Origin of the sequence: Stenotrophomonas sp. Y6 (genome assembly GCF_022436665.1) — a bacterium.
GTDB lineage: Bacteria > Pseudomonadota > Gammaproteobacteria > Xanthomonadales > Xanthomonadaceae > Stenotrophomonas > Stenotrophomonas acidaminiphila_A.
The window spans coordinates 41,089-67,964 of the sequence record NZ_JAKUKB010000001.1 but is presented as its reverse complement, the minus strand read 5'-3'; the positions used below and the strand labels follow the sequence as shown (position 1 = coordinate 67,964).

Here is a 26,876-nt window from a genome sequence, read left to right as displayed (position 1 = left end):
GCGGAAGGGGATGGGCCGTGTGCAAGCGACGCCGCGACTGGATTCGGGCGCTGCGCCCTGCCACCGGTACGCGGGCTTGCCCGCGCTTGGGCAAGGCTGCCGCGGCCTGCTTCCTGGCCGGCGTCGGCATGGTGCTGTGGATGCCGGGGTTGCCGCCGCCCGGGGTGCGCTGGAGCGCGCTGCTGGCCGGGCTGGCACTCTGGGCGGCGGGCCGTGCACCGTGCTGCGGGGCGTTGCTGGCAGGGGCCGGCTGGGCGGCGCTGCAGGCCGGCTGGGCGCTGCAGGCGCAGCTGCCGCCGGCGCTGGAACGCAGCGTGGTGTCCGTCGCCGGCACCGTGGCGTCGCTGCCGGAAGTGGAGTCCAGGCGGACGCGCTTCCGGTTCCGGGTCGACGGCGACGCGGCCCAGCCTGACGCACTGCGCGGACGGCTGCTGCAGTTGGCCTGGTACGACGATTTCGGGAGCACCCAACCGGGCCCCCGGTTGGCGCTGCAGGCCGGCGCCCGCTGGCGGTTCCAGGTGCGGGTGCGGGCCCCCCGCGGGCTCGCCAACCCCGGCGGGTTCGACGCCGAGCGCAATGCATTGGCGCGGCGGATCGCCGCTACCGGGCTGGTGGTGAGCGGCAGCGGGCGGCGACTGGCGCCCCCGCGTGGGATCGATGCCTGGCGCGAACGCATCGCCGGGCGGATCGACGCTGCCATCGAAACCCCGGCCTCGCGCTACGTACGAGCGTTGGCCGTGGGCGATACCCGGGCGCTGGACGAGGGCGATTGGCACATGCTGCGCGCCACCGGCCTGACCCACCTGATCGCGATTTCAGGCTTCCACGTCGGCATGGTCGCCGGCTTCATCGCCCTGGCCGCCTCCGCAGCCTGGTGGTTGCTTCCCTGGCTGGGGCGGTATTGCCCGCGTTCCCATGCCGCGGCCCTCGCCGCGGTGGCCGGGGCCGTCGGCTATGCGGCCGTGGCCGGTTTCGCCCTGCCCACGGTGCGCACGGTGCTGATGGTGGCCGTGGTGGCACTGGCCAGGCTGTGGCGCCGCCCGGCCAGCGTTTTCGGTGCGCTGGCGCTCGCCGCGCTGCTGGTGCTCGGCTGGGATCCGCTGGCGATGCTGACCGCCGGGTTCTGGCTGAGCTTCGCCGGCGTGGCCTGGCTGGCCTGGTGCCTTCCCGAACGCATGCACTGGCTGCGTGGCTTCCTGTCCGCGCAGTCGGTGGCAACGATAGGGTTGTTGCCGCTGACCGCGGTGCTGTTCGACCAGGCCTCGCTCGCCGGCCCGCTGGCGAATCTGCTGGCGATCCCGTGGTGGAGCCTGGTGGTGGTGCCGTTGGCCCTGCTGGGGACGGGGCTGGAGGCGCTGCTGGCGGGGGCCGGCAGCGGGCCGTGGCGCGCCTCGGCCTGGTGCTTCGAGCTGAGCTGGTCCGCGCTGTCGTGGCTGGGGGGCAGCCGCTTCGCCCTGTGGTGGCTGCCGGAGGCGGCCGGTCCCGCGTTGCCGCTCGCGCTGGCCGGCGCGGGCTGGCTGCTGCTGCCGCGTGCGGTGCCGGGCAAATCACTGGCACTGCTGCTGTGGTTGCCGCTGCTGTGGCCGGGGCGCGAGCTTCCGCGGCATGGCGAGGTCGAGCTGGTCCTGCTCGACGTCGGCCAGGGGTTGTCGGTGCTGGTGCGTACCCGCGGCCACCGCCTGCTCTATGACGCCGGGCCGGCGGTGCGCGACGGTTTCGACGCCGGTGCGCGGGTGGTGGTGCCGGCGCTGCGCGCCCTGGGCGTGGGGCGGCTCGATGCGGTGGTCGTCAGCCATGGCGACAACGATCACGCCGGCGGCATCGCCGCCCTCCGCGCGGCGCTACCGGTCATGGCCTGGCATGCGCCGCCGGGCATGCAACCGTCGATACCGTCACGTGATTGCGTCGCCGGCCTGCGCTGGCAGTGGGATGGCGTGCAGTTCGAATACCTGCATCCGCCTGCCGGCTTTCCCTACCTGCGCAACGAATCCAGTTGCGTGCTGCGGATACGTTCCGCTCATGGCGCGATGCTGCTGGCAGGGGATATCGGCGAGGTCATCGAGGCCGGCCTGGTGCGCCGGCAGCGCCCGGCGCTGCGGGCCGAGGTGGTCGTGGCCCCGCACCATGGCAGCGCCGGCTCGTCCCGGCCGGGATTCGTGGCGGCCACCGGCGCGCGCCTGGTGCTGCTGTCGGCCGGACACGGCAACCGTTTCGGCCATCCGCGGGCGGAGGTGGTCGAGCGCTGGCGGGGGGCGGGGGCCGAGGTGCTGGCGACGCCGGCGAGCGGCGCGGTCAGGGTCTGGCTGGGGGCGCAGGGCCTGCAGGTGCGCGAGCGCCGGCCGTGGCGTCGTCGCCTGTGGGATGCTGCTGGGCGGGCGCGGGCGGCTGTTATCCTATCGGCGGATGAAAAGACGGCTGTCGTGCCGGAGGGTTGAAACGTGTGGGAACTGGTCAAGGCCGGCGGTTGGCCGATGGTGCCGCTGCTGCTGTTGGGCGTACTGGCTTTGGCGATTGTCCTGGAGCGCTTCTGGAGCCTGCGGCGTAACGAGGTGCTGCCGCCCGGGCTGGGGCAGGAGGTGCGCAACTGGGCCGCGCGCGGCAAGCTGGACGCTTCCCACATCGAATCGCTGCGCGCGAACTCGCCGCTGGGCGCGCTGCTGGCCGCGGCGCTGGAAGCCCGCAACCGCCCGCGCGACCAGATCCGCGAGCGCATCGAGGACACCGGCCGCCACCTGGTGCACCGGATGGGGCGTTACCTCAACGCGCTGGGTACCATCGCATCGGCCGGCCCGCTGCTTGGCCTGCTCGGCACGGTGATCGGCATGATCCAGATGTTCCTGGGCATCCTCGACCATGGCGTGGGCGACGTGAACCAGCTGGCCGGCGGTATCGGCAAGGCCCTGGTGTGCACCGCCACCGGCATGATCGTGGCCATCCCCGCGCTGATGTTCCACCGCTATTTCCGCGCGCGCGTGGACGGTTACGTGATCGAGATGGAACACGAAGCCGGCGCGCTGCTGGATACCCTGGACGGCCGCCCTGCGGTGATGGCCGCGGCCAAGCCGGCCGCGCAGGCAGCGGCAGTGGCCAAGGCCTGACCCCGCATGCGCATCCGCAACGACCGGGCCCAGGAAGAGCCGCATATCGATCTGGTGCCGCTGATCGACGTGATCCTGGTGCTGATCATCTTCTTCGTGGTCACCACCACCTTCGACGCACGCTCCACCCTGCAGGTGCAGCTGCCGACCGCCAGCGACCAGCGCAATGCCGAGCCACCGCGCTCGCTCAGCGTGCTGGTCAATGCCGATGGCCGTTATTTCATCAACGACCGCGAGGTGCTGCGCACCGACGTGGAATCGGTGAAGCGGACCATCGTCCAGGTCGCCGGCGATGACCGCGGGCAGACCGTGCTGCTGCGCGCCGACGCGCGCACGCCGTACCAGGCGGTGGTCACCGTGCAGGATGCCCTGGGGCAGCTCGGCTTCCGCCGGATCGCCATCGCCACGGCACCGGAGGTGCAGCGATGAGCCTCAGCGAAACACCCTGGCAGACCTACCGGCGCCTGCTGGGGTTCGCGCAGCCCTACCGCGGGCTGCTGATGATGGCCGCACTGGGCATGCTGATCGAGGCCGCGGCCGGTGGTGGCTTCCTCATGCTGATGAGCCCCATCACCAACAACCTGGTGAATCCGAAGGACATCAACGGGTGGATGCCGCTGGCCATCATCGGCCTGTTCCTGCTGCGCGGCATCGCCGGTTACCTGACCGACATCGGCATGGGCAGGGCCGCGCGCAGCATCGCCCGCGACCTGCGCGTGCGGGTGCTGGACAAATACCTGCACCTGCCCGGACTGCAGTTCGATACCGAGCCGGTGCCGTCGATGCTGGTGCGGCTCGGCTCGGACAGCGACCAGGTGGCGCAGGCCGCGGTCGACGCCATGAAGGTGGTGCTGCAGCAATCCCTGCAGGTGCTGGTCTCGCTGGCGGCGATGCTGTGGTACAGCTGGCAGGTGACGCTGGCGATCTTCGTGCTGGCGCCGCCGCTGGCGTGGGTGATGAACAAGGTGGCCAAGCGCTACCGGCGCATCAGCCACCGCATCCAGGAAAGTGGCGCGGAACTGCTGCAGGCCGCGGACCAGACCCTGTCCAGCCACCAGGAGGTGAAGATCTACGGTGCGCAGCGCAGCGAGCTGGCGCGCTACGGCGGCCTGGCCGACACCAACCTGAAGCTGGCGATGAAGGTGGAAGCCACGCGCAGCATCTCCTCGGCGATGGTGCAGTTGATCGGTGCGGTCGGCCTGGCGTCGCTGCTGCTGATCGCCGGCCACGAGGCCGCCGCCGGGCGCCTGTCGGTGGGCAACTTCGTGTCGATGATGCTGGCGATGATGACGATCATCCCCGCGCTCAAGCAGCTGACCAACGTGCAGAACATGACCCAGCGCGGCATCGCCTCGGCGCAGCGCCTGTTCGTGGTGCTCGATGCCCAGGACGAGCCGGACGCGGGCACGCGCGGGCTGCAGCGGGCCGAGGGCCTGCTGGAATTCCGCGACGTCACCGCGCGCTACCCGGGCCAGGCCCGGCCGGCGATGGAGGGTGTCAGTTTCGTCGCCCGTCCCGGTACCGTGACGGCGATCGTCGGCCGCTCGGGCAGCGGCAAGTCGACCCTGATCAAGCTGATTCCGCGTTTCTACGAGCCCGAGTCCGGGCAGATCCTGCTCGATGGACATCCCGTGCAGGAGTACCGTCTGGCCGACCTGCGCCGGCAGATCGCGCTGGTCGGGCAGCAGGTTGTGCTGTTCGATGGCAGCATCGCCCAGAACATCGCCTACGGCGAACTGCAGGGCCGCAGCGCCGAGCAGCTGCAACAGGCCATCGCCGGCGCCAACGCGCGCGAATTCGTCGACCAGCTGCCGCAGGGCGTGGATGCCCAGGTCGGCGCCAAGGGCGGGCGCCTGTCCGGCGGCCAGCGCCAGCGCCTGGCGATCGCCCGCGCCATGCTCAAGGATGCGCCGATCCTGATCCTGGACGAGGCCACCGCGGCACTGGACAACGAGTCCGAACGGCTGGTGCAGGATGCGCTGCAGCGGCTGATGCCCGACCGCACCACGCTGGTGATCGCGCACCGCCTGTCCACCATCGAGCATGCCGACCAGGTGCTGGTGATGGACCAGGGGCGGATCGTCGAGCGCGGCACCCACCAGGAGCTGCTGGCGCTGGGCGGGCTGTACGAGCACCTCTACCGGATGCAGTTCCGGGAAAGGCAGGTCTGATGGCCGGCAAGGGAACGCAGACGCCGCCATGGTGGTATGACGGCGCCCCGGTGCCGTGGACGGCCCGCCTGCTGGCGCCGCTGTATGCCGCGGTCGCCGGCCTGCGCCGCGAGCTGTACCGCCGCGGCTGGCTGCGTGGCCGCCAGGTGCCGGTGCCGGTGATCGTGGTCGGCAACATCACCGCCGGCGGCACCGGCAAGACGCCGCTGACCATCGCGCTGGTCGAGCGCCTGCGCGAGGCGGGCTGGAAGCCGGGCGTGGCCAGCCGCGGTTACGGCCGCGACGACGCTGGCAGCGCCCGCTGGGTCACCCCGGAACTGGCGCCGGAACTGGCCGGCGACGAGCCGTTGCTGATCGCCTGGAAGACGGGCGTGCCGGTACGCGTGGACCGGGATCGCGTCGCCGCGGCGCGGGCGCTGCTCGAGGCCGGCTGCGACGTGGTGGTCTGCGACGACGGCCTGCAGCACTACCGGCTGGCGCGCGACATCGAGATCGAAGTGGTCGATGCGCAGCGGCGCTACGGCAACGGCCTGCTGATGCCGGCCGGCCCGCTGCGTGAACCGGTGGCGCGGGCGCGCGACTGCGATTTCCGGGTGGTCAACCTGGGCCAGGCCAGCGATGCCGGTGAGGTCCCGCCGGGGGCCGGGTTCGGTGAATGGACGATGCGCCTGCGCATCGACAGCGCCCGCCCGCTGCGTGGCGGGCGCGAGCGTTCGCTGCAGGGTTTCGCCGGGCAGCGGGTGCATGCCGTGGCCGGTATCGCCCATCCGCAGCGCTTCTTCCAGATGCTGCGCACCCGCGGCATCGGCGTGGTGCCGCATGCGTTCGCCGACCACCACCGCTACCAGGCATCGGACCTGTCCTTCGGCAGCGAGCTGCCGGTGCTGATGACCGAGAAGGACGCGGTGAAGTGCAAGGCGTTCGCCACCGACTGGCACTATGCGGTGCCGTTGCAGGCCGAACTGCCCGCGGCGTTCTGGGTCGCGCTGCTGGACCGCCTGGGCAAGCTGGCGCGGGCGTGATGCGTGCGCCGCGCGCGGCGGCGCCGGTGCAGGCCACCGGCGGGCAGGGCTGGCGTGCGCGGCAAATGCGAACCCGGTCGAAGCCTGGCCATGCGGGCGTACGCCGCGGCGGTGGCAACCCTTATCCTCAGCGGCGATCTCCGTCCCCGCGCGGGCATGCGCGTCGCGCCGTGCGGGGCCATCCAGTGCAGCCCGGAGCGGGCAAGGAGTACAGATGAACGCGGTTCCTGAATTCGTCGTGGCGATCCCGGCGCGCCATGCGTCCACCCGCCTGCCCGGCAAGCCCCTGGCCCTGCTGGCCGGGCAGCCGATGGTCGTGCACGTGGCGCGGCGCGCCCTGGATGCCGGCGCGCGCGAAGTGTGGGTGGCCACCGACGACCGGCGGATCGCCGACGCGCTCGATGGCCTGGACGGCATCCGCGTGGCGATGACCCGCGATGACCATGCTTCGGGCACGGACCGGCTGGCCGAATGCGCGCGCCACGCCGGCTGGGACGAGCGGGCCATCGTGGTCAACCTGCAGGGCGACGAGCCGTTCGCGCCGGCGGCCGGCATCCGCGCGGTGGCGGCGACGCTGGCGGCCAGCGAGGCGCCGATGGCGACCCTGGCCACGCCGGTGGAGGACGCCGCGACCCTATTCGACCCCAACGTGGTCAAGCTGGTGCGCAACGCGCGGGGCGATGCGCTGTACTTCAGCCGCGCGCCCATTCCCTGGCACCGCGACGCCTTCGCCCGCTCGACCGCGCAGTTGCCGCAGGCGCAATGGCTGCGCCATATCGGCATCTACGGCTACCGGGCCGGCTTCCTGCAGCAGTTCGCGGCGATGCCACCGGGGACACTTGAGCAGGTCGAGTCGCTGGAACAGCTGCGGGTGCTGGAGGCGGGCTTCCGTATCGCCGTGGCGCTGTCGCCGGAGCCGTTCCCGCCGGGCATCGATACCCCGGAAGACCTGGCGCGTGCCGTCGCACGGCTGGAGGGCGCGCGTTGAAGCTGCTGGTGGTGTGCCTGGGCAACATCTGCCGCTCGCCGATGGGCGAGGGCGCCCTGCGCGCGCGGATCGCGCGTTCGCCGCTGGCCGGGCGGGTCGAGGTGGACTCGGCGGGGACCGCCGGCTGGCACCGCGGCAAGGCGCCGGATCCGCGGGCGGTGGCCTGCGCGCGCCGCCACGGGGTGGACATCTCCGGGCTGCGCGCGCGCCAGCTGCAGCCCGCCGACTTCCTTCGTTTCGACCACATCCTGTGCGCGGACCCGGACAACCTGGACCAGGCCCGGGCGCTGGCGCCGCCGCAGGCGCGCGCCAAGGCCGCCTTGCTGCTGCCCTGGGCCGGGATCACCAGCGCCAGCGCGGTACCCGATCCCTATTACGGCGGCGAGGCGGATTTCGAGCACAGCTGGGCGCTGCTGGAGGCGGCGGCCGAGGCGGCGGTCAGGCGCCTGTCGGCCGCGCCCGACTCCGGCATAATCGGCCCATGAACGCTCAGCCTGCGATGGATCTTCCCAAGTCCGGCATCTGGCTCAATGCGGCGCCGTCCACGTTGCAGGACCACGCCGGCCGCCCGTTGGTGCTGGCCTTCGTCAACGCCGCTTCGGTCTGGTGCGTGCAGCGGCTGCTCGAGGTGCTGCAGTGGCAGGCGCGCAACCCCGGGCGCGTGCAACTGCTGGTGGTGCAGGTGCCGCGCTTCGATTTCGAACGTGAGCCGCAGCCGGCGCTGAAGCTGCTGCGCCGGCATGGCGTCGGCGCACCGATCCTGCTCGACGCGCAGTGGGAAACATGGCGCCGTTTCGGCATCGAGGCATGGCCGACGCTGCTGCTGATCGATGCCCAGGGCCAGGAACGCGAGCGCCTGGTGGGCGCCGCCGGCGACCTGGAGCGCAGCCTCAACGCGCTGTGCGAAGGACTGGCGCGGCCTGCCGACGAGGACCTGCGCGCGGTTGCGGAAACCAACGTGGAACCACGCCTGCCACTGCGCTTCCCCGCTGGCCTGGCGGCCAGCGCCGACCGGCTCTATGTCGCCGATACCGGCCGCCACCGCATCCTCGAATGCACCCATGGCGGGCGCGTGCTGCGCCAGTTCGGCGTCGGCAGCGCGGACCTGGTCAACGGGCCGGCGGCCGAGGCGGCGTTCAACCGGCCGCATGGGCTGGCGCTAGAGCGCGAGATGCTCTATGTCGCCGATACCGGCAACCATGCCGTGCGCCGCATCCACCTGCCGAGCGGGCAGGTCGACACCCTGTGCGGGACCGGCCGCGCCGGCGATCCGGTGGCCGGCGTGCTGGCGCAGCCCTGGGACAGTCCGCTGAGCCACCCGCTGGACATCGCCATCGCCGACAACCAGCTGCATATCGCCATGGCCGGTGACAACCACATCTGGAGCTACGACCTGGGCATCCGCGCGCTGCGCTGGCGCGCCGGCGCCGGTGCGCTGGAAGTGCGCGACGGCGGTGGGCATCTGGCCGCGTTCGCCCAGCCCTGCGGCGTGGTGGCGGTGCAGCAGGTGCTGTATGTCTGCGACGCGCTGGGGTCGGCGATCCGCTCGGTGCAGCTGCGCGGCGACGTGGTGCAGACCCTGGTGGGGCAGGGGCCGTGGGAGTTCGGCAATACCGACGGGCCGCGCGCCCGCGCGCACCTGCAGTATCCGCAGGCCATCGCGATGGGCACCGAATCGCCGCTGCTGTGGATCGCCGACGCCGGCAACGGCTGCCTGCGCATGCTGCGCCTGGGGGGCGGTGACCTGACCACCGTCAACCTGCCGCGGCGCCTGCACGGCCCGGCCGCGCTGGCAGTGGCCGCCGGCGCGGTGTGGATCGCCGAGACCGATGCCCATGCGATCCTGCGGTTCGACCCGGTCAGCGGCGAACTGGGCCACGTGCCGATCGAGGAATGAGCGGTACGGTGACAAGCGGGTTCGACGGCCGGGCGTACGCGGCGGCGCTGAGCACCGCGCCAGGCGTGTACCGCATGTATGCGGCCGACGACACGCTGTTGTACGTGGGCAAGGCCGGCGCGCTGCGCAAGCGCGTGGGCAGCTATTTCAACGGCTCGCCGAAGAGCCGGCGCATCATGATGATGCTTGCGCAGGTGGCGCGGATGGACGTGACCGTCACCCGCACCGAGGCCGAGGCGCTGCTGCTCGAGAACCAGCTGATCAAGTCGCTGGCACCGCGCTACAACGTCTCCCTGCGCGACGACAAGACCTATCCGCAGGTGCTGCTCACCCGCGAGCAGTGGCCGCGCATCGCCCTGCATCGCGGTCCGCGCTCGGTGCCGGGACGCTATTACGGGCCGTATCCGGGCGTGGGTGCGGTGCGCGAGACGCTGAACCTGATGCACAAGCTGTTCAAGCTGCGCAGCTGCGAGGACAGCGTGTTCCGCAACCGCTCGCGGCCCTGCCTGCAGTACCAGATAGGCCGCTGCAGCGCGCCGTGCGTGGAGCTGGTGGCGCAGGCGGAGTACGACGAATCGGTACGCCGCGCGGCGTTGTTCCTCGAAGGCCGCAGCGACCAGCTGGCCGATGAACTGGTGCAGGCGATGCAGCAGGCCAGCGACGCCCTGGAGTTCGAGCGCGCCGCGCGCCTGCGCGACCTGGTCGCCTCGCTGCGCAGCATGCAGAACCGGCAGTACGTGGACGGCCGCGCCGCCGACCTGGACGTGCTGGCCTGCGCGATGCAGGGCGCCAGCGCGTGCGTGCTGCTGCTGGCCTTCCGCGATGGCCGCAACCTCGGCACGCGCGCGTTCTTCCCGCGCACCAACGGCGAGGACAGCGCCGAGGAAGTGCTGGGCGCGTTCGTGTCGCAGTACTACGCCGAGCACGCGCCACCGCCGGAAGTGCTGCTGGACCGCGAGATTCCCGACGCCGGGATGATCGAGGCGGCACTGGCCAGCGCCGCCGAGCGCAAGGTGGTTCTGAAATGGAACGTGCGCGGCGAGCGTGCCGGCTATGTCGAACTCGCCAGCCGCAACGCGCAGATCAGCCTGGTCAGCGAGCTCGACAGCCGTGGTGCGCAGCATGCGCGCAGCGAGGCGTTGCGGCAGATGCTGGGCCTGGCCGAACCGGTCCGGCGCGTGGAGTGTTTCGACATCAGCCACACCATGGGCGAGGCCACGGTGGCGTCGTGCGTGGTGTTCGACGCGGCCGGCCCGGTGCGCGCGCAGTACCGGCGCTACAACATCAGCGGCATCGAGCCCGGCGACGATTACGCGGCGATGCGCCAGGCCATCGACCGCCGCTTCCGGCGCGCGCTGGAGGCCGCGGAGATGGCGGCGCCGGACGCCGATGCCAGCGACGGCGGGCGTTCCCGCGCCGCGTCGCGCAGTGGCGACCTGCCGGCCTTGCCGGACGTGCTGCTGATCGATGGTGGCGCCGGGCAGCTCGCGCAGGCGCAGGCCGCGCTGGCCGACCTGGGGGTCGAGGGCGTGCTGCTGCTGGGGGTCGCCAAGGGCGTCGAGCGCCGCGCCGGCCACGAGGCGCTGGTGTTGCCCGACGGGCGTGAGATCCGCCCGGGCGCGGCGTCGCCGGCGCTGCAGTTCATCCAGCAGGTGCGTGACGAAGCGCACCGTTTCGCGATCACCGGGCACCGTGGACGCCGGCAGAAGGCGCGCATGACCAGTCGGCTGGAGGATATTCCCGGCATCGGCCCGCGGCGCCGCGCCAGCCTGCTCAAGCATTTCGGTGGACTGGCCGGGCTGAAAGCGGCCGGCGAAGCCGAGATCGCGCGCGTGGAAGGCATCAATGCCGCCCTTGCAACGCGCATCTACGCTAACCTTCACGGACTGTCGATCCCGGATCCGGCAGCGGAGTAAAGCTGTAATGACCCTGACCGTACCCACCTGGCTGACGTTGCTGCGGATCGTGATGATCCCGGTGCTGGTGCTGGTGTTCTACCTGCCGTATACGTGGACGAACTTCGCGTCGGCCGCGGTGTTCGGCCTGGCGGCGATCACCGACTGGCTGGATGGCTGGGTCGCGCGCCGCTACCAGATGCATTCGGCGTTCGGCGCCTTCCTCGACCCGGTGGCCGACAAGCTGATGGTGGCCGTGGCGCTGTTCCTGATCGTGCAGGGCCACCCGACCGCATGGATGGCGTTCTGGGCCGCGGTGATCGTCGGTCGCGAGATCGCGGTATCCGCGCTGCGCGAGTGGATGGCCGAGATCGGCCAGCGCGCCAAGGTGCGGGTGGCGATGATCGGCAAGATCAAGACCACCGCGCAGATGATCGCGCTGCTGTGCCTGCTGTACTCGGTATCCCCCAACACGCCGGTGACCGACATCTGGCTGGGCGGGCCGATATTCCACATCGGCGACTGGATGCTGGCGATCGCCGCGCTGCTCACGCTGGTGTCCGCCGTGCAGTACCTGCGCGCGGCCTGGCCGAGCCTGCGCGAGGACGAAATCGCCGCGCGCTCGCAGTCGAAAAAAAGATGAAACAGGGCTGTTGACAGGTAGGCGATTGCATGTAGAATTTCGCCTCCCAAGCGGGAATAGCTCAGTTGGTAGAGCGCAACCTTGCCAAGGTTGAGGTCGCGAGTTCGAGTCTCGTTTCCCGCTCCAAGTTATGATCTACAGACTTCTACTGACGTCTGTAAGTCGTTGAAAAGAGGGGCTTCGGCCCCTTTTTTCATTCCAGCGAGCGCCACGGAAATCCACCCACAGCCAGCCTTTTTTAGGCGCCAATTTAGGCACAGGAATACGGGTGAGGCGGCTTCCGTATAGTTGCTGGGGCTGAGCGGGAACCATGACGAGCATAAGGCCTAAGTCATCACTTAGGAGCCTCGAAATGGCACTCTCTGATCTGATCGTCCGGCAGGCCAAGACCACCGGCAAACGCTATACCCTCCACGACAACGACTGCCTGAGCCTGATGGTCTCTGCCGCAGGCGGCAAGTCATGGATCTTCCGCTATTCCTGGCTGGGCACGCAAAAGCGCATGTCCCTGGGCAGTTATCCCGCCCTCAGCCTGCGGGAGGCCCGCGCCGAGCGGGACAAGGCCCAAGCCCTGATCGCCAGGGGGATCGATCCCCGGATCGAGCGTGATCAGCGCCGGCACGCGGCCAGGCTGGCAGGCGAATACACCTTCAAGAACGTCTTCGATGCCTGGGTCGAGCATCGCCGCAAGGAACTCAAGGAAGGCCGCCAGAGCACGCTGTCGCAGATCCTGCGCATCTTTAACAAGGACGTGCTGCCCACCCTGGGGAAGATGTCGATCTACGACATTCGTCGGCCCCAGCTCGTGGGCGTCGTGGCGGCGATCGAGAAGCGCAAGGCGTTCACCACCGCCGAGAAGGTCCGTACCTGGTTCAACCAGATGTTCCGCTATGCCTTGGTCATCGCCGAGGGGCTGGAGGTCAACCCGGCCGCAGACCTGGACGTGGTGGCCGAGCCCAAGCCCCCGGTGGCACACAACCCCTACCTGCACCTTCCCGAGCTGCCCGAGTTCCTTCAGAAGCTCCGGCTCTACAACCCCCGCGGCTGGCAGACCCAGCTTGGTGTCCGTCTGCTGTTCCTGACGGGGGTGCGCACGGGCGAGTTGCGGCTGGCCGAACCTGAGCAGTTCGACCTCGACCGCGGCTTGTGGATCATCCCGCCACAGGTCGTCAAGCAGCTCCAGGACGAAATGCGCAAGGCCGGCAAGCGGCCGCAGGACGTGCCGCCCTACATCGTGCCCCTGTCCCTGCAGGCCGTCGAGATCGTCCGCTATCTCCTGGGCGTGATGCGGCCGGCGCAGAAGTACCTGCTGTCGCATCGCAGCGAACTCAAGAAACGCATCAGCGAGAACACCCTCAACAAGGCCGTGCAGCTCATGGGGTATGAGGGGCGCCTGACCGGCCACGGAATCCGCGGCACCATCTCGACCGCGCTCAATGAGATCGGATACCCGAAGATTTGGGTGGACGCGCAGCTTTCGCACTCCGACCCGAACAAGGTCAGCTCGGCCTACAACCACGCCAAGTACGTTGAGCCGCGACGCCGCATGATGCAGGACTGGGCCGATCGCCTCGACCTGCTCGAACAGGGCGAAGTGGAAGCTGCGAGCGCGCACCTGACCATTCGTATCGACGGGGTGCCGGTGATGGCAGAAGCGGAGGATGTGGTGAGTGCGGCCCCCACGGTGGCCGAGCCTGTTGCCTCCGGTGTCTCGCCCGTGGTGGCTACGCCCATCGTCGTGACCCCCAACAGCGGCGGAATCACGTTCCAGAGGCTGTCGCAGGTGCCGCCACCCCCGACGCATGCCCCGGAGCCGGAAGTCTCCGCCATTCAGCGCGAGCGCGAGGAAATGCTGGCGATGTACGAGTCGCCGAACAACCTGCCGGTCCCGCTGTTCGGCAAGCTGGCTGGGAAGTCCAAGGATCAGATCAATCGGGAGCTGAAAGCGGGCAAGCTGCTGTCCATCAGTCTGGGCAACCGGGGGCAGCGGGTTCCTGACTGGCAACTGGTGCCGCTCAAGCACAAGCTGGCCCAGGTGCTCATGAACCAGTGCCCTCGCGCGGATTCGTGGGAGCTATACCGCATGCTGACCCAGCCACACCCCGATCTGGGGGATCGTGCGGCCATCGATGCGGTCACGCCGACCAATGTGCCCACAATCATCCGGGTCATCATGGGCGACTACCAGCGCCATGCGGATGCGCCCGAGGCCGTTGCCATGTGGCCCACCCCCGACGATGTGCGGCAGAGCGTGCGTCGGCTGGTGGACAGCGCGGTAGTGTTTGAGGGGGCCTGATCCTGCGCGTCAGCTATGGCCGGGATGATGGCCCCGGCCGTAGGTGCCACTATGTGATGTCAGCCCCGGTGACTTGCAGCGCTCTGCGCTCGAACCGCTCCGAAGTGGAATTGGCTTGCGCGTGGGGCCGCTGCAGGTATGTCGCGATCTCGTAGGGACCGCCGGCGAGCGGTCGCACGGTGATCCCCCATCTATGGGCACGCTCAATGCGCGATCGCGTAGATACCCCGACGCCATAGCCCGCTGCGACCCATAGCGCCATCATCTCGAAGGAAGTCACCCGTTGGAGGTTTTCCTGGTCCACTGGCATGAGGGAGGCCAGCCTCTCATCCAGCAGGGGGCAGGCTTCTGCCTGCCAGCGATAGACGGGATAGTCCCGAAGATCGGCGATGGCGAGCTTCGCCTGGTCGAATAAGTGGAACCGTGTCGGCATGGCGACAGCCATGGTCTCGGTCCATAAGAGCTGCGTTTTGAGAGCGGGGTCGCTATACCCCTGAAGCGACATCCCGACGTCATAGCGGCCTTCAAGAAGCCCCTCAAGCAGGACGTCACCTGCAACCTCGAAAACCGCGAGGGTGACGCTCGGCTCCTCTGCGCGTTGACGCGCGAGAAGCGCCGAGAGTTGAGATGACGATACGCCCGGTGCTACCGCAAGCCTAAGACGGGGGGACGGGCTGGTGGCATCGTGCATAAGAGCCCCCAAGAAGAGAATTGATCAAGAAACCAATCCGACATGATACCCGTGAGTTAAATTTAACGTGGTTAAATTCTAGTGACTGCCTGACGCTTCTGTCGATGCAGAGGCGTACTGTTCAACGGGGGCGTCCCCCTGGCACAACCAGATATGAAGCCGAGCCAGCCCAGGCTTTTGGCAAGGCTGTGCGCGCGTTCCGCATGGACCAGGGCATCGCTCAGGAGGAACTGGCCGGGCTGGCTGGAATAGAGCGTTCCCACATGGGCAAGATCGAACGAGGGGAGCATTTGCCCTCCTTGGCCCTGATACTGAAAATCGCCACCGCGCTGAAGATGAGTGGGACCGATCTAATGGCCGCCACGGAGCGCAATATGGATTCCACTGTCGAATCTTGAGCCAGGTTAGTTGCCCAGCCCTTCGCGCAGGCGCGCGATAAACCGCTCCAGAGAGGCCGAAGAGGCGCTATTGTCGGGCCGAAGCACGTAGGTCGTAATAATTGCGGATTCAACAGCCAACGGGCGTATTACGACATCAGGCCGCTGTGTGGCTGGAGTTCTGTTCGCGGCCATGAAGCCAACACCATAACCGGCACCGACCAGCGTGAGCATCATGTCCAAAGAGGTTACATGCTCAACGACGTTTTTCTGGTGTCCCAGAGGTCCTAGAAGGCGCGCCAGCTCGCGGCAGTAACCCTCGCAGACTTGCGGATCGCACAAGACAAGCGGGTGACCGCTAAGTTCATGAAGTGGCACTTCCTTGTGAGCGAGTAGCGCGTGCCGTGCCGGTACGGCAATTACCAGCGGGTCTCGCCATATTGGTTCGGCAACGATACCGTCGTTGACATCCGCGGTGTGTGCGAAGCCGATCATGAAATCGCCGGATCGAAGCCCCCGCATCTGTTCGGCCAAGGGTACTTCGGACAGGCGTATTTCGATCTCTGGTTCTTCGGCGCGGCAACGGGCCAGGAACGATGAAAGCCTAGGGTCGATTGCTCCATCAGACACCGCGATACGCAGGCTACCCCGCAAACCCGCCGCGACGGCCTTGACGTTCTCCCGGGCTTGTTCGAGAACGGTGAAAAGCCTGCGAGAGTCTTGCAGGAAGGCAACTCCTGCGGCGGTCAGCCGCGTTCCTCTGCGATCACGATCAAAGAGTACGACCCCTAGTTCGTCTTCCAGCTCTTTGATCGCCCGAGACAAGGGCGGTTGTTCGATATGCAGCCGCTCCGCGGCGTGCGTGAAATGCAGCTCGTCAGCCAAGACGACAAAGTAGCGAAGATGTCGCAGTTCCATGTCCCCAGCCCCTTCTGCCGCCTGGGCGGCCTGTTGCTATGATCTGATATAGACCCATCCTGTCCGCTGCATGCGCGCGATTTCGATCACGGCTGGGCCTGCCATCACCTGGAGCGGCGGCCGGTTCTCCCTGCCGATCCGGGTCAGCGTCGTCGGGCACACCCAGGTGTGGATGTCCACCTCGGCATGCGCTTGATCGAGTGCTGCCTTGACAGCCTCTGCATTGAGAATGATGCGCAGCTCGGCATCAGGCGCTTCGCGCAGGAGATTGACCGCATTCTTGCGTGCGCGCTCCAGTGCTGCGGGAGTTGGCGCATGCAGGATCACTTTCAACGCTTGGTTCTGGATGTTTTGGCTCATGATGGTTCGGGCGTGATGGCGGAAAGAAGGAGTCCGTTTACGGGTTGAGTTGCTGGGATGCCGACTTCAAGGCGCTCTGCAGCATCTCCTCGATGGATGGGTGGTAGAACGGCATCGTCAGCAGGTCATTGACGGTCTGCTTGGCCTGGATTGCCCAGGCGAGCAAGTGCGCCAGATGCTCGCCTCGCGTCAGCAACATGCTGGCCCCAAGCAATAAGCCAGTGCCGGGTTCGACGTAGATGCGCAGCAGGTTGTCCTGGGCACCGAGGATCTTCGAGCGCCCGTTGCCACTACCGTCCGCGATGCCGACCACGGCATCTTTCTTCATTGCGGCCTGGTAGGACATGCCGACAGCGCAGACGTCGGGATCGGTGAACAGGATGCTGATCGGCACCCGACGCGGCGCTCCCTGCCATTGTTCGCCACGCAGGCGCGTCAAGGCGGCCTGGGCCGCCATCTGGCCTTCGTCGGCGGCCTCGTGCATCAGCGGACGATCCGGCTGCACGTCGCCCGCGAAGAAGATCGGTGCATCCGATGCCTGCATGGTGGAGGCGTCGATGTTCGGCCGGCCTGCCTTGTCCAATAGGATGCCTGCCGCTTGCAGATTGAGCGCTTCGGTATTGGGCTGGCGGCCAGTCACGACCAGCAAGCGATCCACGAGCGCTTCATGTTTGTCGGTGCGCATGCGCACCTTGTCGCCTGCCAGGGTAACTTCGACGGGTGCCCCCAGCCACATGGGAAACTCGCCGCCGAACCTCGAAAGCGCCCGATCCTGCACCTCGGGATCTTGAATACCGCCGATCGTGTCCTGTTGGTCGGCACCGATCACCTGCACGTCAAGCCGCGACAGCGCCAGGCCAAGTTCCAGACCGATCGCTCCCAGTCCTAGAATCCCCAGGCGCTGCGGCAGTTCCTTCTGCTCGAAAAGGGTGTCGGTGGTGAGGATGTGGGAGGCCGCGCCGCCCAGCGACTTGGGCACCACCGGATGCGAACCCGTGGCTACGATGAAAGCCTTCGCCTCGATACGCTGGTCGCCGACTTCCAAGATGCCTGGCGCGACAAAGCGAGCCTCGGCCATGATCAGGTTTTCGCCGGCAGCCTTGCGCGTGCGCTCCGCGGCGGCACCGGCTAGAGCATCCCGCGTCTGGCGGGTATGCCGCCACAAAGCCTGTGGCCCTTGCGCGGAGAGCGTGACGCCCGCGGGCAACTCCTTGGCCGTCGTCCATCGCATCCCTGCATGCAAAGCGGCCTTCGACGGCATGCACCCTACGCGCGCGCAGGTCGTTCCCAGCGGTCCACGATCGATCAGGACGACATCCTTTCCTGCCGCCTTGAGTGCATGAAATGCCGTGATGCCGGCGGTTCCAGCACCGATGATGGCGATATCTACTTTCCTTGCCTGCATTGGAAATCTCCGTCCAATCAATTAACCAAATAGCGAATCTCTAGCCCACGTTGCGCATGAGCATGAGAGCCGCCACGGACACGCAGGTGATCGAGAACACCCGCTGCAGCATCTTGGAAGGAATCCTTAGCGCCACAGCGCGACCACCCGCCATGCCCACCAGCGCGGTGAGTACGAATGCCCAAGTAGGCGCGGTAAGGAGCAGGCCATGATTCCATGCGATGAACACGGTCACGGCGGACAGCAGCGCGATCACCATGAGCGAGGTCGCGACGATGCTGTGCATGCGCAGCTCGCTGAAATGCGCCAAGGCTGGGACGATGATGAAGCCGCCGCCTACGCCCAGCATGCCCGTGGCCAAGCCGGACACGACGCCGATACTGCCCAGCGTGGTCGCGGTTCGCAGGTTCCAGAGAAAGCGCCCCGTGTCTTTGGAGACCTTGCACGCCTTGGCCTGCTCGTCGCGCAAGTCGCCATCGGCTTGGGTGCTGCGCGAGGACAGGAACATCCGGTACGCGATGACGAGCATGATGGCCACGAAGACCAGGTTCAGCCACCGCGGCGAAAGCCAGTGCGCGAGCTGAACACCCAGCGGGGCAGTCACGGTGCCGGCGGCCGCCAGCACCATCGCGGCCTTGTACCGGACAATACCCCGGCGCAGTCCCTGTACAGCGCCCAATGCCGCCGCCGCACCCACCGCAAGCAGCGCCACGGGTGCGGCACTACGTATGTCCATGCCTAAGCCGAAAACCAACGCCGGCACCGCGAAGATGCCGCCGCCGGCGCCGGTCAATCCCAGCACGGCTCCGATGATGAGGCCCAGCAGCCCACCTGTCAGCGAGAGCATAGTGAACGCCCCTTTCAGCTATTTTCCTTGTGCAGCCTCGGATGCAATCCGAGAGAAGCGAACATCGAGTTCCTCCGCTTCCTGACGCAGCATTTTTGCGTCATCGCTGCTGCCAACGTCCTCGATATATGGCGCGAAAATATGACTGGGTTCGACCCACGACAGCGTTGCATGCCCGTCATCCCGCTCAGTCACATAAAACCGGACTGGTGCCTCGATCATCGCCGGCACGCTGAGGCGCAAAATATCGACGGCAAACTTGTTGTTGAAGACCCCCACCACCCGGTTTCCCGGAATGTGGATGCCGCGCTTTGCAGCAGCCTCCGTCGGGCCAACATCAAAGACAACATTCAGGTCATTCGCGGAGACCGCTTTCTTGAGATTGGCGAGCAATTCCGAATAGCTCTGGCTCGTCTCAATCACCCTCCAGCCATCCTTGGGCCAATCGACTCCTGCGGCCGACGGAGCGGCGACAAGCAGGCACACCAGGCCAAAAAACAAGCCAGCAATCAGGCGATGGTTAGTGGACATGATTCACCTCCTTGAATTGCAGTTGGTTAGCCCAGTAGGTGCAGCTCTGGCGCGCGATGCGGCACATATCGCATTCGCGCGCCAAAGGATGGGTCTCAGCGTGGTCCCAGCACCTCGGCCAACTGGGGCCCCTGAGGCATGCCGTTATATTTCTTGAGTACGCCATCGGGGCCACGAACGACGATGCCAGGAGTTCCGCGGAAGCCCATGCTCAACATCAGCATCTGGTTGTCATCGAGGGTCTTCCGTACATTTGCTGGAATGCTCTTGGCCGGTGTAATCCCGCCCTGGGAATACTTCCGCTCGTTTTCCAGCAACGCTGCCGAGGGATCAGCGGCACCCAGGATTGCCGCAGCTTTGGCGGGACTGTCTTCCCTGATGATTCCGACCATGATGTGCCGAATCTGGACCTTGCCAGCATCGACCCAAGGACGTGCGGCTTCCCAGAAGCGATGGCAATAGGGACAGTTGGCGTCGGAGAAGGCATACACGATGCGCGGGGCATTCGCTTGCCCGTCCCGGACAGAGGTTGCAGATTGGAGCTGCGCCCATTCCTTGTCGCTGAGCGGCTTGGCCGCCAGATTGTTCAGGGCTGCCTCATCGATCGGCTCTCCCTTGGCATTCAGGCGTGTTCCCACGATGGCATTGCCATCGCTCGTGATGTAAATGGCGACGGGCCTGTCACCGGCAACTGCCGCGAAAGCGCGCAGTCCGCCTCCGACCTTGAATTCCTGCATGACGGTCAGGCCCTGATCCTCCAGTGCCTTCAGGGCGGGTGGCTGGTTGGCGGTTTCCGCTTGGCTGCAGCCGGTGACCAACAGCAGGCTGGCGGCCAAAAAGAGAGAAATGCGAGAGCGTTTTGCAAACATGATTATTCCTTTTCTGTCTTGATCTGTTGGGATTGCGCGAAACGGCGCGACACCGTGTTTTTGAGGCTGGCCATCGAGAGTTCGCCCAGGTGTGTATCCACCAGGCGTCCGTGCTCATTGAAGAACAACGTGGTGGGCAGGCCTCGCGAAGCAACCGCCTGCATGGTTTGGGAAGCAGGGTCGAGCAACACATCCTTGAGCTGCAGGCCTTGGGCTTCGAGAAAGGCACGCGCCTGCTGGGCGCTTTCACCCTGGTTGACCATGACGAAAGCGATCTCGGGATACTGCGCTTGCGCCTGCTCGAACACCGGCATTTCGCGACGACATGGCGGACACCATGAAGCCCAGAGGTTGAGCACGACTGGCCGTCCGATATAGGAGTTCAGGACAACAGGCTTTTCGTCGAGCGTGGCGAGCGCCAAGGCCGGTAGCGGCGGTGCCGAGCGCTGCAACAGCTCAAGCACGCCACCTGCGGCAAACCACGCCAAAAGTCCGGCTGTAACACCTACCAGTACAGGGCGGCGCAATGCCCGGGTCGAACGGGTGCGCCACCAGATGAACACCAGCGTTGCCGCGACGCCTATCCACCAGGTGAAGCCTTGGTCGCCGATGAAGAACATGGACATTGGCGACTGCGCGTACTCGTCCCACCACTGCGCGATATAGCCCAGGCGAGCTGCTACAAACCCCACGAACACCGCGTCCATAAGCATTCCGCCGGCCGCCTTGTACGGCGAGTCGGGCAGTCGCTTGGCAACCATGCGAGCTATTGCCCAGGCCAGCAGCACGGCAGCGAAGACAGCCACGACCTGGATGGAGAAAGGCCCCACGCTGATCATCAGGAGCCCGCCTTGTCCAGATGATCCAGGAAGGTGCGAGCATCGATCTCACCCACCACGCGCAGATCCCGGCGTTCCTTGCCGTCCGGGCCAACCAGGATGAGTGTGGGCGGTCCCATGACGCCCCAGCGCTTGAGCAGAGCCTGGTCGGTCGCATCATTGCGCGTGACGTCCGGCCGCACCACCTGCATGCGCGCCAGCCGGGACGCGACAGCCGGGTCTCCGAATACGTTGCGCTCGATCACATGGCAACTGACGCACCAGTCGGCGTAGAAGTCGATCAGGGTCCATTGGTCGCGCGAAGCCGCCTGGGCCAAATGCGCATCCACATCCTCGACCGATTTCGCCTGAACGAAAGCGACACCGGCCTCGGCAGATGCGGCCGAAGTCGATCCACCGCGCAGATGCGCCAACGGCTGCAAAGCGGATTCGCCCCCGGACGCAGCGCCGACCAGCATCAGGACGGACCACAAGCCGGCGAAGACAGCACCGGACCGCAGCGTCCATGCCAGCCGATGCTTCGCCGCCACGGCCTGACCCCAGGCGATCAGGCCAATCGCCACGGACAAGACCCAGGCCCCCCAAAGCACCAGGCCCACGGTGCCGGGCAGGAAGCGCGTCAGCATCATCACGGCCATGCCGACCATGACGTAGCCGAATGCCACGCGCACGCGATCCATCCATGCGCCCGGGCGAGGTAGGACCCGGGCACCGAACACGGCGATGGCCAACAGGGGCAATCCCATGCCCAAACCCAGCGCGAACAATGCCATTCCGCCATAGACCGCGCTGCCGGTCTGCCCGATGTACAGCAATGCACCCGCCAATGGCGCGGTCATGCAGGGGCCGACCAGGAGCGCCGAGAGGAAGCCCAGTGCTGCAGCGCCGGGAATGCTGCCGCCCGAGCGGTCTCTGCCGGCAGACTCGACACGATTGACCAGGGCCGAAGGCATCTGCAGCTCGAACAGGCCGAACAACGAACTTGCCAGGACGAGGAACAGGGCCGCGAACGCTCCCAGCAGCCAAGGCGATTGCAGGGTGGCCTGCAGGTTGGCACCGGCCACGCCAGCGGCCACACCCACCACCGCGTAGGTGCCCGCCATTGCCACGACATAGGACAGGGAGAGGAAGAAGGCCCGTCGCGGCTTGGCTTGGCTGCCTACGACCATGGAGGAGACGATGGGGATCATCGGCAGCGAGCATGGCGTGAAGGCCAACAGCAACCCGAAGCCGAAGAACAGCAGCGTTCCCCATACGGGGCCGAGTGCGGCAAGCCGCTGCGCTGCCGCTTGATCCTCGGCGATCTCGGTCGCCCCCGCCACGCTGCCTTGGCTGGCGGGTGCCGCGGTTGGGCTCTCGTGCGTGGAGCCATTGCCTGCGGTAGATGTGCCTGCTGCCACTTCCGGCAGTGCCAGGTTTACGGTCTGCGGCGGATAGCAGATGCCTGCTTCGGCGCACCCTTGCCAATGGAGTGTCAGCGGGCCGGCGGCAGTGACGGGAAAGCGCAGATTGAGCGCATCACCCTTATAGATTTCCGTGTCGCCAAAGAACTCGTCGTGCTTGGCAGTTCCTGCTGGAAGGGTCAGGCTGATCTCATGGCCCTGCGCATCGACCAATTTGATGGCATGGCGGTAAACGTAGTAGCCATCGGCGATATGTCCTGCAATTAAGAACGAGTCGCCTTGTTGCTGCGCTGGGTCCAGCTTGAATACTTCGGCAACGTCCAAAAACTGCCGTTCGCTACTGCCCCAGGAGGGAAGAAGGCCATTCGCCCAGGCGCTGCCGACCATGCAACAACACAGTAGAAAGATCGCAACTATGCGCCGATAAAAAGCCAAATCCGAATCCTCCAAGCAAAGCTGCTTGAAGGATGCGCTCGCTCGATTAAGCGAAACTAAAGTGCCGTGAGGGCCTATTTTTTCGCTGACGTGAAAGGGATTTCTGTCCTACCATGAGCATTTGATCGAGGCAAGGTGAAGCGGAAATGCGGGTACTGCTGGTAGAGGATGACGAGTTGATCGGCAAGGGAATCGTCGCCGGTTTGCGAAAGCACGGCATTTCCGTCCAGCATGTCCTCACGGCACAGGACGCGGAAACCGTGCACGCAGAAGAAACCTTTCATGCCTTGGTACTCGATCTCGGTCTGCCCGACCGGGATGGCATGGAATTGCTGGCCAGCATGCGGGCGGTCGAACCGCAGTTGCCCGTCTTGATCCTCACCGCACGCGACGCCATCGAGCACAGGCTCAAGGGGCTGCATGACGGTGCCGACGACTACATGGTCAAGCCGTTCGACCTGCGGGAACTCGCGGCCCGGTTGCACGCGCTGGTCAGGCGCACGCAAGGTCGCGCTGCCCAGGTCATCTCGGCCGGCCCTTTGCGATTGGAGCCGGAGAGCGGGCTGGCCTGGTTCCAGGGCGAGGCCGTCACCTTGTCGCGCCGCGAAGTCGATTTGCTGGCCCATCTCGCCAACGCCGATGGCCGGTGGGTGCCCCCCGACATGCTTAACGAACGCCTGTACGGACTCGGGGAAGAAATCGGCAGCAATGCGCTCAACGTGCATATCCACAACATCCGCCGCAAGCTCGGGGCCGAGGCGATCGAGACGGTTCGCGGACTCGGTTATCGGCTGGGCTGGAGGCTTACGTCATGAGCCTGCGCCTTCGCGCCGTTCTGATCGCCGGCATTTCGCTGCTGGTTCTGTGGAGCGCTGCCGCGGGCTGGATGATGCGCGGCGTTCATTCCAATCTCGACCGAACGCTCGACGGTCGTCTTGCCATGTCGGCACGCATGGTGTCGGGGCTTCTTGAACGCGCGGCACTGGCCCCCAACTCGGCGGCTACCGACTTCACCGAGGCCGTGCGCGTCAGCGGCAAGGAAGGCATCGCATGCGAAATTCGATCCCTGCGTGGGGAGATCCTGGCACGCACGACCACTGGACCTCATTCGGAATTTGAGTCGCTGCCGACAGGCTTCAGTACGCGGGAGGTTCTGGGGCACCAGTGGCGGGTCTACGTTCTTCGTGCCGATGGCTATCAGATCACTACGGCCGATCGCGTGGATCAGCGGGACATGCTGATCAACGAATTGCTGAGCGTGGCTGGCGTACCGTTCGTGATCGCCTTCCTCGGCGGCTTGGCTGCGCTTTGGATCGGCATCGGCCGGGGGCTGTCCCCGCTGAAGGCGCTTTCACAGCAGTTGCGTGACAAGCATGCGGACGATACATCCCCGATCGCCGTCAACCACTCGCCCTCCGAACTGCGTCCGGTTCTGGATGCGATGAATGGGCTTCTCAGGCGCTTGGCACGGGCGCTCTCCAGCCAACGGGCATTCACCGATGCCGCGGCGCACGAATTGCGCACGCCGCTGACCGTAATCGACACGCACCTGCAGGTAGCCAGGATCAGCGAGGGCGACGAGGTGGCTTCCTCGCTTTCCAGTGCAGAGGAAGGGGTGAAGCGACTGCGGCGCACGCTGGACCAGATGATGACCCTGGCCCGTGCCGAGGCACCTGCCGACAAGGCGGACGGCTGCACCTGCGTGGCCGATTGTGTCCGTGGCGTGCTGGGGCAATGGAACGCCGACGAAGGCAAGCGCCTGTCGCTGACCGTCAACGGCGAAAGCATCGGAACTCCAGTGCCCAGGTCGATGCTGGAAACGGCGGTTCGCAACCTGGTTGACAATGCGATGCGCTATTCGCCCCAAGATGCCGTGATCGATGTCAGCGTGCTCTTGGAACAGGATGTGCCGCGGTGCTTGATCACTGTATCGGACCGTGGCCCTGGCCTCACTACCGAGCAGGCAGCGCAAATCGGCCAGCGCTTTTGGCGTGGCGACCAGGGCCGGAACAGCAAGGATGGGTCAGGCCTGGGCATTTCGATCGTGCGTGCGATTGCGGAGCGTTTCGGTGGCAGTCTTGAATTGAGGCCAAGGGATGGAGGCGGCCTGATCGCGGAGATTTCCCTGCCGGGAACAAACGCACCGAGGGACAGCACTTTCCCTGGATAGAGGCTCGATGCCTCGATGCAAGGGGTTGATCGCCTGCCTCTCCATCCGGCCATGGCGCGTTCCTTATCGGACAACGGCCGAGTCGAGGAATCGCTCCGCGTCCAGTGCCGCCATGCAGCCGAAGCCGGCCGAGGTGATGGCCTGACGGTAGTGCTGGTCGGCCACGTCGCCGGCGGCGAACACGCCTTCCACCGAGGTCTGGGTGGCGTTGCCGCCCAAGCCGGAACGGATTTCCAGGTAGCCGTTGTTCATCGCCAACTGGCCCTTGAACAGCTCGGTGTTCGGGCTGTGGCCGATAGCGACGAAGAAGCCGTGGGCGTCGATGTCGCGGGTGCTGCCGTCCAGGGTGGACTTCACCCGCACCCCGGTCACGCCCATGTCGTTGCCCAGCACCTCGTCCACCTCGTGGTGCCAGACGGTCTCGATCTTGCCGGCGGCGACCTTGGCGAACAGCTTGTCCTGCATGATCTTCTCCGCGCGCAGGGTGTCGCGGCGGTGCACCAGGTAGACCTTGCGGGCGATGTTGGACAGGTACAGCGCCTCTTCCACCGCGGTGTTGCCGCCGCCGACCACGATCACATCCTGGTCCTTGTAGAAGAAGCCGTCGCAGGTGGCGCAGGCCGAGACGCCGCGGCCCTTGAAGGCTTCCTCGGACGGAATGCCCAGGTACTTGGCGGTGGCGCCGGTGGCGATGATCAGCGCGTCGCAGGTGTACTGCGCGCTGTCGCCGGTCAGGGTGAACGGGCGCTTGGACAGATCGGCGGTGTGGATGTGGTCGAATACCACCTCGGTCTCGAAGCGCTCGGCATGGGCCTGCATGCGCGTCATCAGGTCCGGCCCCATCAGCCCATGGGCAACGCCCGGCCAGTTGTCCACCTCGGTGGTGGTCATGAGCTGGCCGCCCATTTGCAGGCCGGTGAGAACCAGTGGCTTGAGGTTGGCACGGGCGGCGTAGACCGCGGCGGTCCAGCCGGCCGGCCCGGAGCCGAGAATGATGAGCTGATGGTGTGTTGCCATGGTCATGATGAGTGTCGGTTGATCAATTGGAAGGCGGGTCGGCATGCTCAGATCGCAAGGGCGACCAAGAAGCGGGACACCATGTTGTAGGCGGCGACCGTCGCGACCGCCTCTACCGTCTGCTGCTCTCCGAAGAAGGCCTTGAGCTTCTCGATGACGGCAGCATCGACTTCGACGTTGCGGGTGGACTGGTCCGTCAGTTCCAGCAGCGCTCGCTCCTTGCCGTCGAAAAGCGAAGCGATACCGTCGGCGCGCAGCGCATCGCATTTCTCTGGCGTGCCCCCGGCCTGCAGGTAGGCGGGCTTGTGGACATTCCACTCGAATTCGGCCCGGTTGAGCACGGCAACGCGGCACATGATGAGTTCTCGGTATTCGAGGGGCAGCTCAAACTCTGCCCGCACGCGACCGAGCAAACCGTTCCAGCCGGTTGCCAGGGGAAAGCTCTTGAGCAAGACGCGATCGATACCGATCAGCTCGCCGTTCGGGCGACGGGCTTGCATGTTTTCCAGAAGCTCGGGGGGAGCGTTATCGCCGTCCTGCCAAGGTTTCACTCTTACATGGGTCATTGGTGTTGTTCTCTATGGGCGGTCGGGGGGCTGCAGGTGCGCTACGGCCGACGCGGTGATGCCGAGTGGTCGCACCGTCCGGTTCAATCGAGGTGGTTGTTGATGAAGCGAAGGACGTTGGGCTTGGGCGCTGCGCCGGTCATCCGGTCGATCACCTGGCCATCCTTGAACAGCACCACCGTTGGGATGCTCTGCACGCCGAAGCGGCCAGCCAATTCCGGGGCCTGGTCGATATCGACCTCGCCGAAGTGCGCGCGATCCTGCATGTCGCGGGCGACGTCCTTGAAGATCGGGGACATCACCCTGCACGGGCCGCACCATTCGGCCCAGAAGCGGACGGCATAGACGCCGGGCACCTGGCCGAGCGTCGTATCGAAATTGTCGTTGTTCAGCTCTTGAAGCATGGGGGCTCCTGAAGTTGGAAAGGAGTCACTGGCG

26 protein-coding genes and 1 tRNA gene are annotated in these 26,876 nt (G+C 66.5%); 15 read left to right on the top strand and 12 right to left on the bottom strand.

Annotated elements, in window-relative coordinates:
* Nucleotides 1–128: 128 nt before the first annotated feature.
* From MKP15_RS00335 to MKP15_RS00280, 12 genes are all read left to right on the top strand, one after another.
* On the top strand, nucleotides 129–2,435 hold the full coding sequence (locus MKP15_RS00335) for a ComEC/Rec2 family competence protein (protein ID WP_240211702.1): 2,307 nt from the start codon (nucleotides 129–131) through the stop codon (nucleotides 2,433–2,435).
* 3 nt (nucleotides 2,436–2,438) lie between these two features.
* On the top strand, nucleotides 2,439–3,098 hold the full coding sequence (locus MKP15_RS00330; protein WP_161613137.1) for a MotA/TolQ/ExbB proton channel family protein: 660 nt from the start codon (nucleotides 2,439–2,441) through the stop codon (nucleotides 3,096–3,098).
* A 6-nt stretch (nucleotides 3,099–3,104) separates the two neighbouring features.
* Nucleotides 3,105–3,527, top strand: a complete 423-nt coding sequence (locus MKP15_RS00325; protein ID WP_054664904.1) for a biopolymer transporter ExbD — start codon at nucleotides 3,105–3,107, stop codon at nucleotides 3,525–3,527.
* Nucleotides 3,524–5,269, top strand: a complete 1,746-nt coding sequence (gene msbA, locus MKP15_RS00320) for a lipid A export permease/ATP-binding protein MsbA (protein WP_161613136.1) — start codon at nucleotides 3,524–3,526, stop codon at nucleotides 5,267–5,269. Before MKP15_RS00325 ends, msbA begins: the two co-directional genes overlap by 4 nt.
* Complete coding sequence (gene lpxK, locus MKP15_RS00315; protein ID WP_240211440.1) at nucleotides 5,269–6,291, top strand: tetraacyldisaccharide 4'-kinase; 1,023 nt, start codon at nucleotides 5,269–5,271, stop codon at nucleotides 6,289–6,291. Before msbA ends, lpxK begins: the two co-directional genes overlap by 1 nt.
* A 214-nt stretch (nucleotides 6,292–6,505) precedes the next feature.
* Nucleotides 6,506–7,279, top strand: coding sequence for a 3-deoxy-manno-octulosonate cytidylyltransferase (gene kdsB, locus MKP15_RS00310; protein WP_240211439.1), 774 nt, complete (start codon nucleotides 6,506–6,508; stop codon nucleotides 7,277–7,279).
* Nucleotides 7,276–7,764 (top strand): low molecular weight protein-tyrosine-phosphatase, encoded by a 489-nt coding sequence (locus MKP15_RS00305; protein WP_240211438.1) that lies wholly within the window; start codon nucleotides 7,276–7,278, stop codon nucleotides 7,762–7,764. The genes kdsB and MKP15_RS00305 overlap by 4 nt, the downstream gene beginning before the upstream one ends.
* Entirely contained in the window at nucleotides 7,761–9,176 is a 1,416-nt protein-coding gene (locus MKP15_RS00300) for a hypothetical protein (protein WP_240211437.1), read from the top strand. The genes MKP15_RS00305 and MKP15_RS00300 overlap by 4 nt, the downstream gene beginning before the upstream one ends.
* Nucleotides 9,173–11,092: an excinuclease ABC subunit UvrC gene (gene uvrC / locus MKP15_RS00295; protein WP_240211436.1), complete on the top strand. Its 1,920-nt coding sequence runs from the start codon at nucleotides 9,173–9,175 to the stop codon at nucleotides 11,090–11,092. Before MKP15_RS00300 ends, uvrC begins: the two co-directional genes overlap by 4 nt.
* Nucleotides 11,093–11,099: 7 nt before the next feature.
* Entirely contained in the window at nucleotides 11,100–11,714 is a 615-nt protein-coding gene (pgsA, locus tag MKP15_RS00290; protein ID WP_104938586.1) for a CDP-diacylglycerol--glycerol-3-phosphate 3-phosphatidyltransferase, read from the top strand.
* A gap of 50 nt (nucleotides 11,715–11,764) precedes the next feature.
* Nucleotides 11,765–11,840 (top strand) — tRNA-Gly (locus MKP15_RS00285).
* A gap of 226 nt (nucleotides 11,841–12,066) precedes the next feature.
* Complete coding sequence (locus tag MKP15_RS00280) at nucleotides 12,067–14,010, top strand: integrase arm-type DNA-binding domain-containing protein (protein WP_205168739.1); 1,944 nt, start codon at nucleotides 12,067–12,069, stop codon at nucleotides 14,008–14,010.
* Nucleotides 14,011–14,059: 49 nt separating this feature from the next.
* Here the strand turns inward: MKP15_RS00280 and MKP15_RS00275 are convergent, their stop codons facing one another.
* Nucleotides 14,060–14,701: a substrate-binding domain-containing protein gene (locus tag MKP15_RS00275; protein ID WP_205168741.1), complete on the bottom strand. Its 642-nt coding sequence runs from the start codon at nucleotides 14,699–14,701 to the stop codon at nucleotides 14,060–14,062.
* A 104-nt stretch (nucleotides 14,702–14,805) separates the two neighbouring features.
* On the opposite strand from MKP15_RS00275, the gene MKP15_RS00270 reads away from it, so the two are divergent.
* Nucleotides 14,806–15,099, top strand: a complete 294-nt coding sequence (locus tag MKP15_RS00270) for a helix-turn-helix transcriptional regulator (RefSeq protein ID WP_011347497.1) — start codon at nucleotides 14,806–14,808, stop codon at nucleotides 15,097–15,099.
* Between the two features lie 6 nt (nucleotides 15,100–15,105).
* On the opposite strand, the gene MKP15_RS00265 is transcribed toward MKP15_RS00270, so the two are convergent.
* From MKP15_RS00265 to dsbD, 8 genes are all read right to left on the bottom strand, one after another.
* The gene (locus MKP15_RS00265) at nucleotides 15,106–15,996 is read right to left on the bottom strand and encodes a LysR family transcriptional regulator (protein ID WP_011347498.1); all 891 of its coding nucleotides are present in this window, start codon (nucleotides 15,994–15,996) and stop codon (nucleotides 15,106–15,108) included.
* A gap of 36 nt (nucleotides 15,997–16,032) precedes the next feature.
* Nucleotides 16,033–16,356: a hypothetical protein gene (locus tag MKP15_RS00260; protein WP_011347499.1), complete on the bottom strand. Its 324-nt coding sequence runs from the start codon at nucleotides 16,354–16,356 to the stop codon at nucleotides 16,033–16,035.
* 37 nt (nucleotides 16,357–16,393) lie between these two features.
* Entirely contained in the window at nucleotides 16,394–17,761 is a 1,368-nt protein-coding gene (locus tag MKP15_RS00255) for a dihydrolipoyl dehydrogenase (RefSeq protein ID WP_240211435.1), read from the bottom strand.
* Between the two features lie 40 nt (nucleotides 17,762–17,801).
* Nucleotides 17,802–18,608, bottom strand: a complete 807-nt coding sequence (locus MKP15_RS00250; RefSeq protein ID WP_240211434.1) for a sulfite exporter TauE/SafE family protein — start codon at nucleotides 18,606–18,608, stop codon at nucleotides 17,802–17,804.
* 18 nt (nucleotides 18,609–18,626) lie between these two features.
* On the bottom strand, nucleotides 18,627–19,139 hold the full coding sequence (locus MKP15_RS00245; RefSeq protein WP_240211433.1) for a DUF302 domain-containing protein: 513 nt from the start codon (nucleotides 19,137–19,139) through the stop codon (nucleotides 18,627–18,629).
* A 95-nt stretch (nucleotides 19,140–19,234) separates the two neighbouring features.
* Nucleotides 19,235–20,008 (bottom strand): thiol:disulfide interchange protein DsbG, encoded by a 774-nt coding sequence (dsbG, locus tag MKP15_RS00240; RefSeq protein ID WP_011347503.1) that lies wholly within the window; start codon nucleotides 20,006–20,008, stop codon nucleotides 19,235–19,237.
* Nucleotides 20,009–20,010: 2 nt separating this feature from the next.
* A complete protein-coding gene (locus MKP15_RS00235; RefSeq protein WP_240211432.1) occupies nucleotides 20,011–20,847 on the bottom strand; it encodes a TlpA disulfide reductase family protein in 837 nt (278 codons plus the stop codon).
* On the bottom strand, nucleotides 20,847–22,700 hold the full coding sequence (gene dsbD / locus MKP15_RS00230; RefSeq protein ID WP_240211431.1) for a protein-disulfide reductase DsbD: 1,854 nt from the start codon (nucleotides 22,698–22,700) through the stop codon (nucleotides 20,847–20,849). Before dsbD ends, MKP15_RS00235 begins: the two co-directional genes overlap by 1 nt.
* Nucleotides 22,701–22,831: 131 nt before the next feature.
* Here dsbD and MKP15_RS00225 point away from each other — a divergent pair, with 131 nt between their 5' ends.
* Together MKP15_RS00225 and MKP15_RS00220 are read left to right on the top strand one after the other, a co-directional pair.
* Entirely contained in the window at nucleotides 22,832–23,500 is a 669-nt protein-coding gene (locus tag MKP15_RS00225) for a response regulator transcription factor (RefSeq protein WP_011347506.1), read from the top strand.
* Nucleotides 23,497–24,855, top strand: coding sequence for an ATP-binding protein (locus MKP15_RS00220; RefSeq protein WP_240211430.1), 1,359 nt, complete (start codon nucleotides 23,497–23,499; stop codon nucleotides 24,853–24,855). Before MKP15_RS00225 ends, MKP15_RS00220 begins: the two co-directional genes overlap by 4 nt.
* Nucleotides 24,856–24,918: 63 nt before the next feature.
* Here MKP15_RS00220 and trxB read toward each other — a convergent pair whose 3' ends face one another.
* The 3 genes from trxB to trxA all read right to left on the bottom strand — a co-directional run bounded on the left by trxB (nucleotide 24,919) and on the right by trxA (nucleotide 26,842).
* A complete protein-coding gene (gene trxB / locus MKP15_RS00215) occupies nucleotides 24,919–25,878 on the bottom strand; it encodes a thioredoxin-disulfide reductase (protein WP_240211429.1) in 960 nt (319 codons plus the stop codon).
* A gap of 41 nt (nucleotides 25,879–25,919) precedes the next feature.
* Entirely contained in the window at nucleotides 25,920–26,438 is a 519-nt protein-coding gene (locus MKP15_RS00210; protein WP_114470465.1) for a carboxymuconolactone decarboxylase family protein, read from the bottom strand.
* Nucleotides 26,439–26,521: 83 nt separating this feature from the next.
* Nucleotides 26,522–26,842 carry a thioredoxin gene (gene trxA, locus MKP15_RS00205; protein WP_011347510.1) on the bottom strand — a complete coding sequence of 107 codons (321 nt, stop codon included), beginning with the start codon at nucleotides 26,840–26,842 and terminating at the stop codon, nucleotides 26,522–26,524.
* Nucleotides 26,843–26,876: the final 34 nt, after the last annotated feature.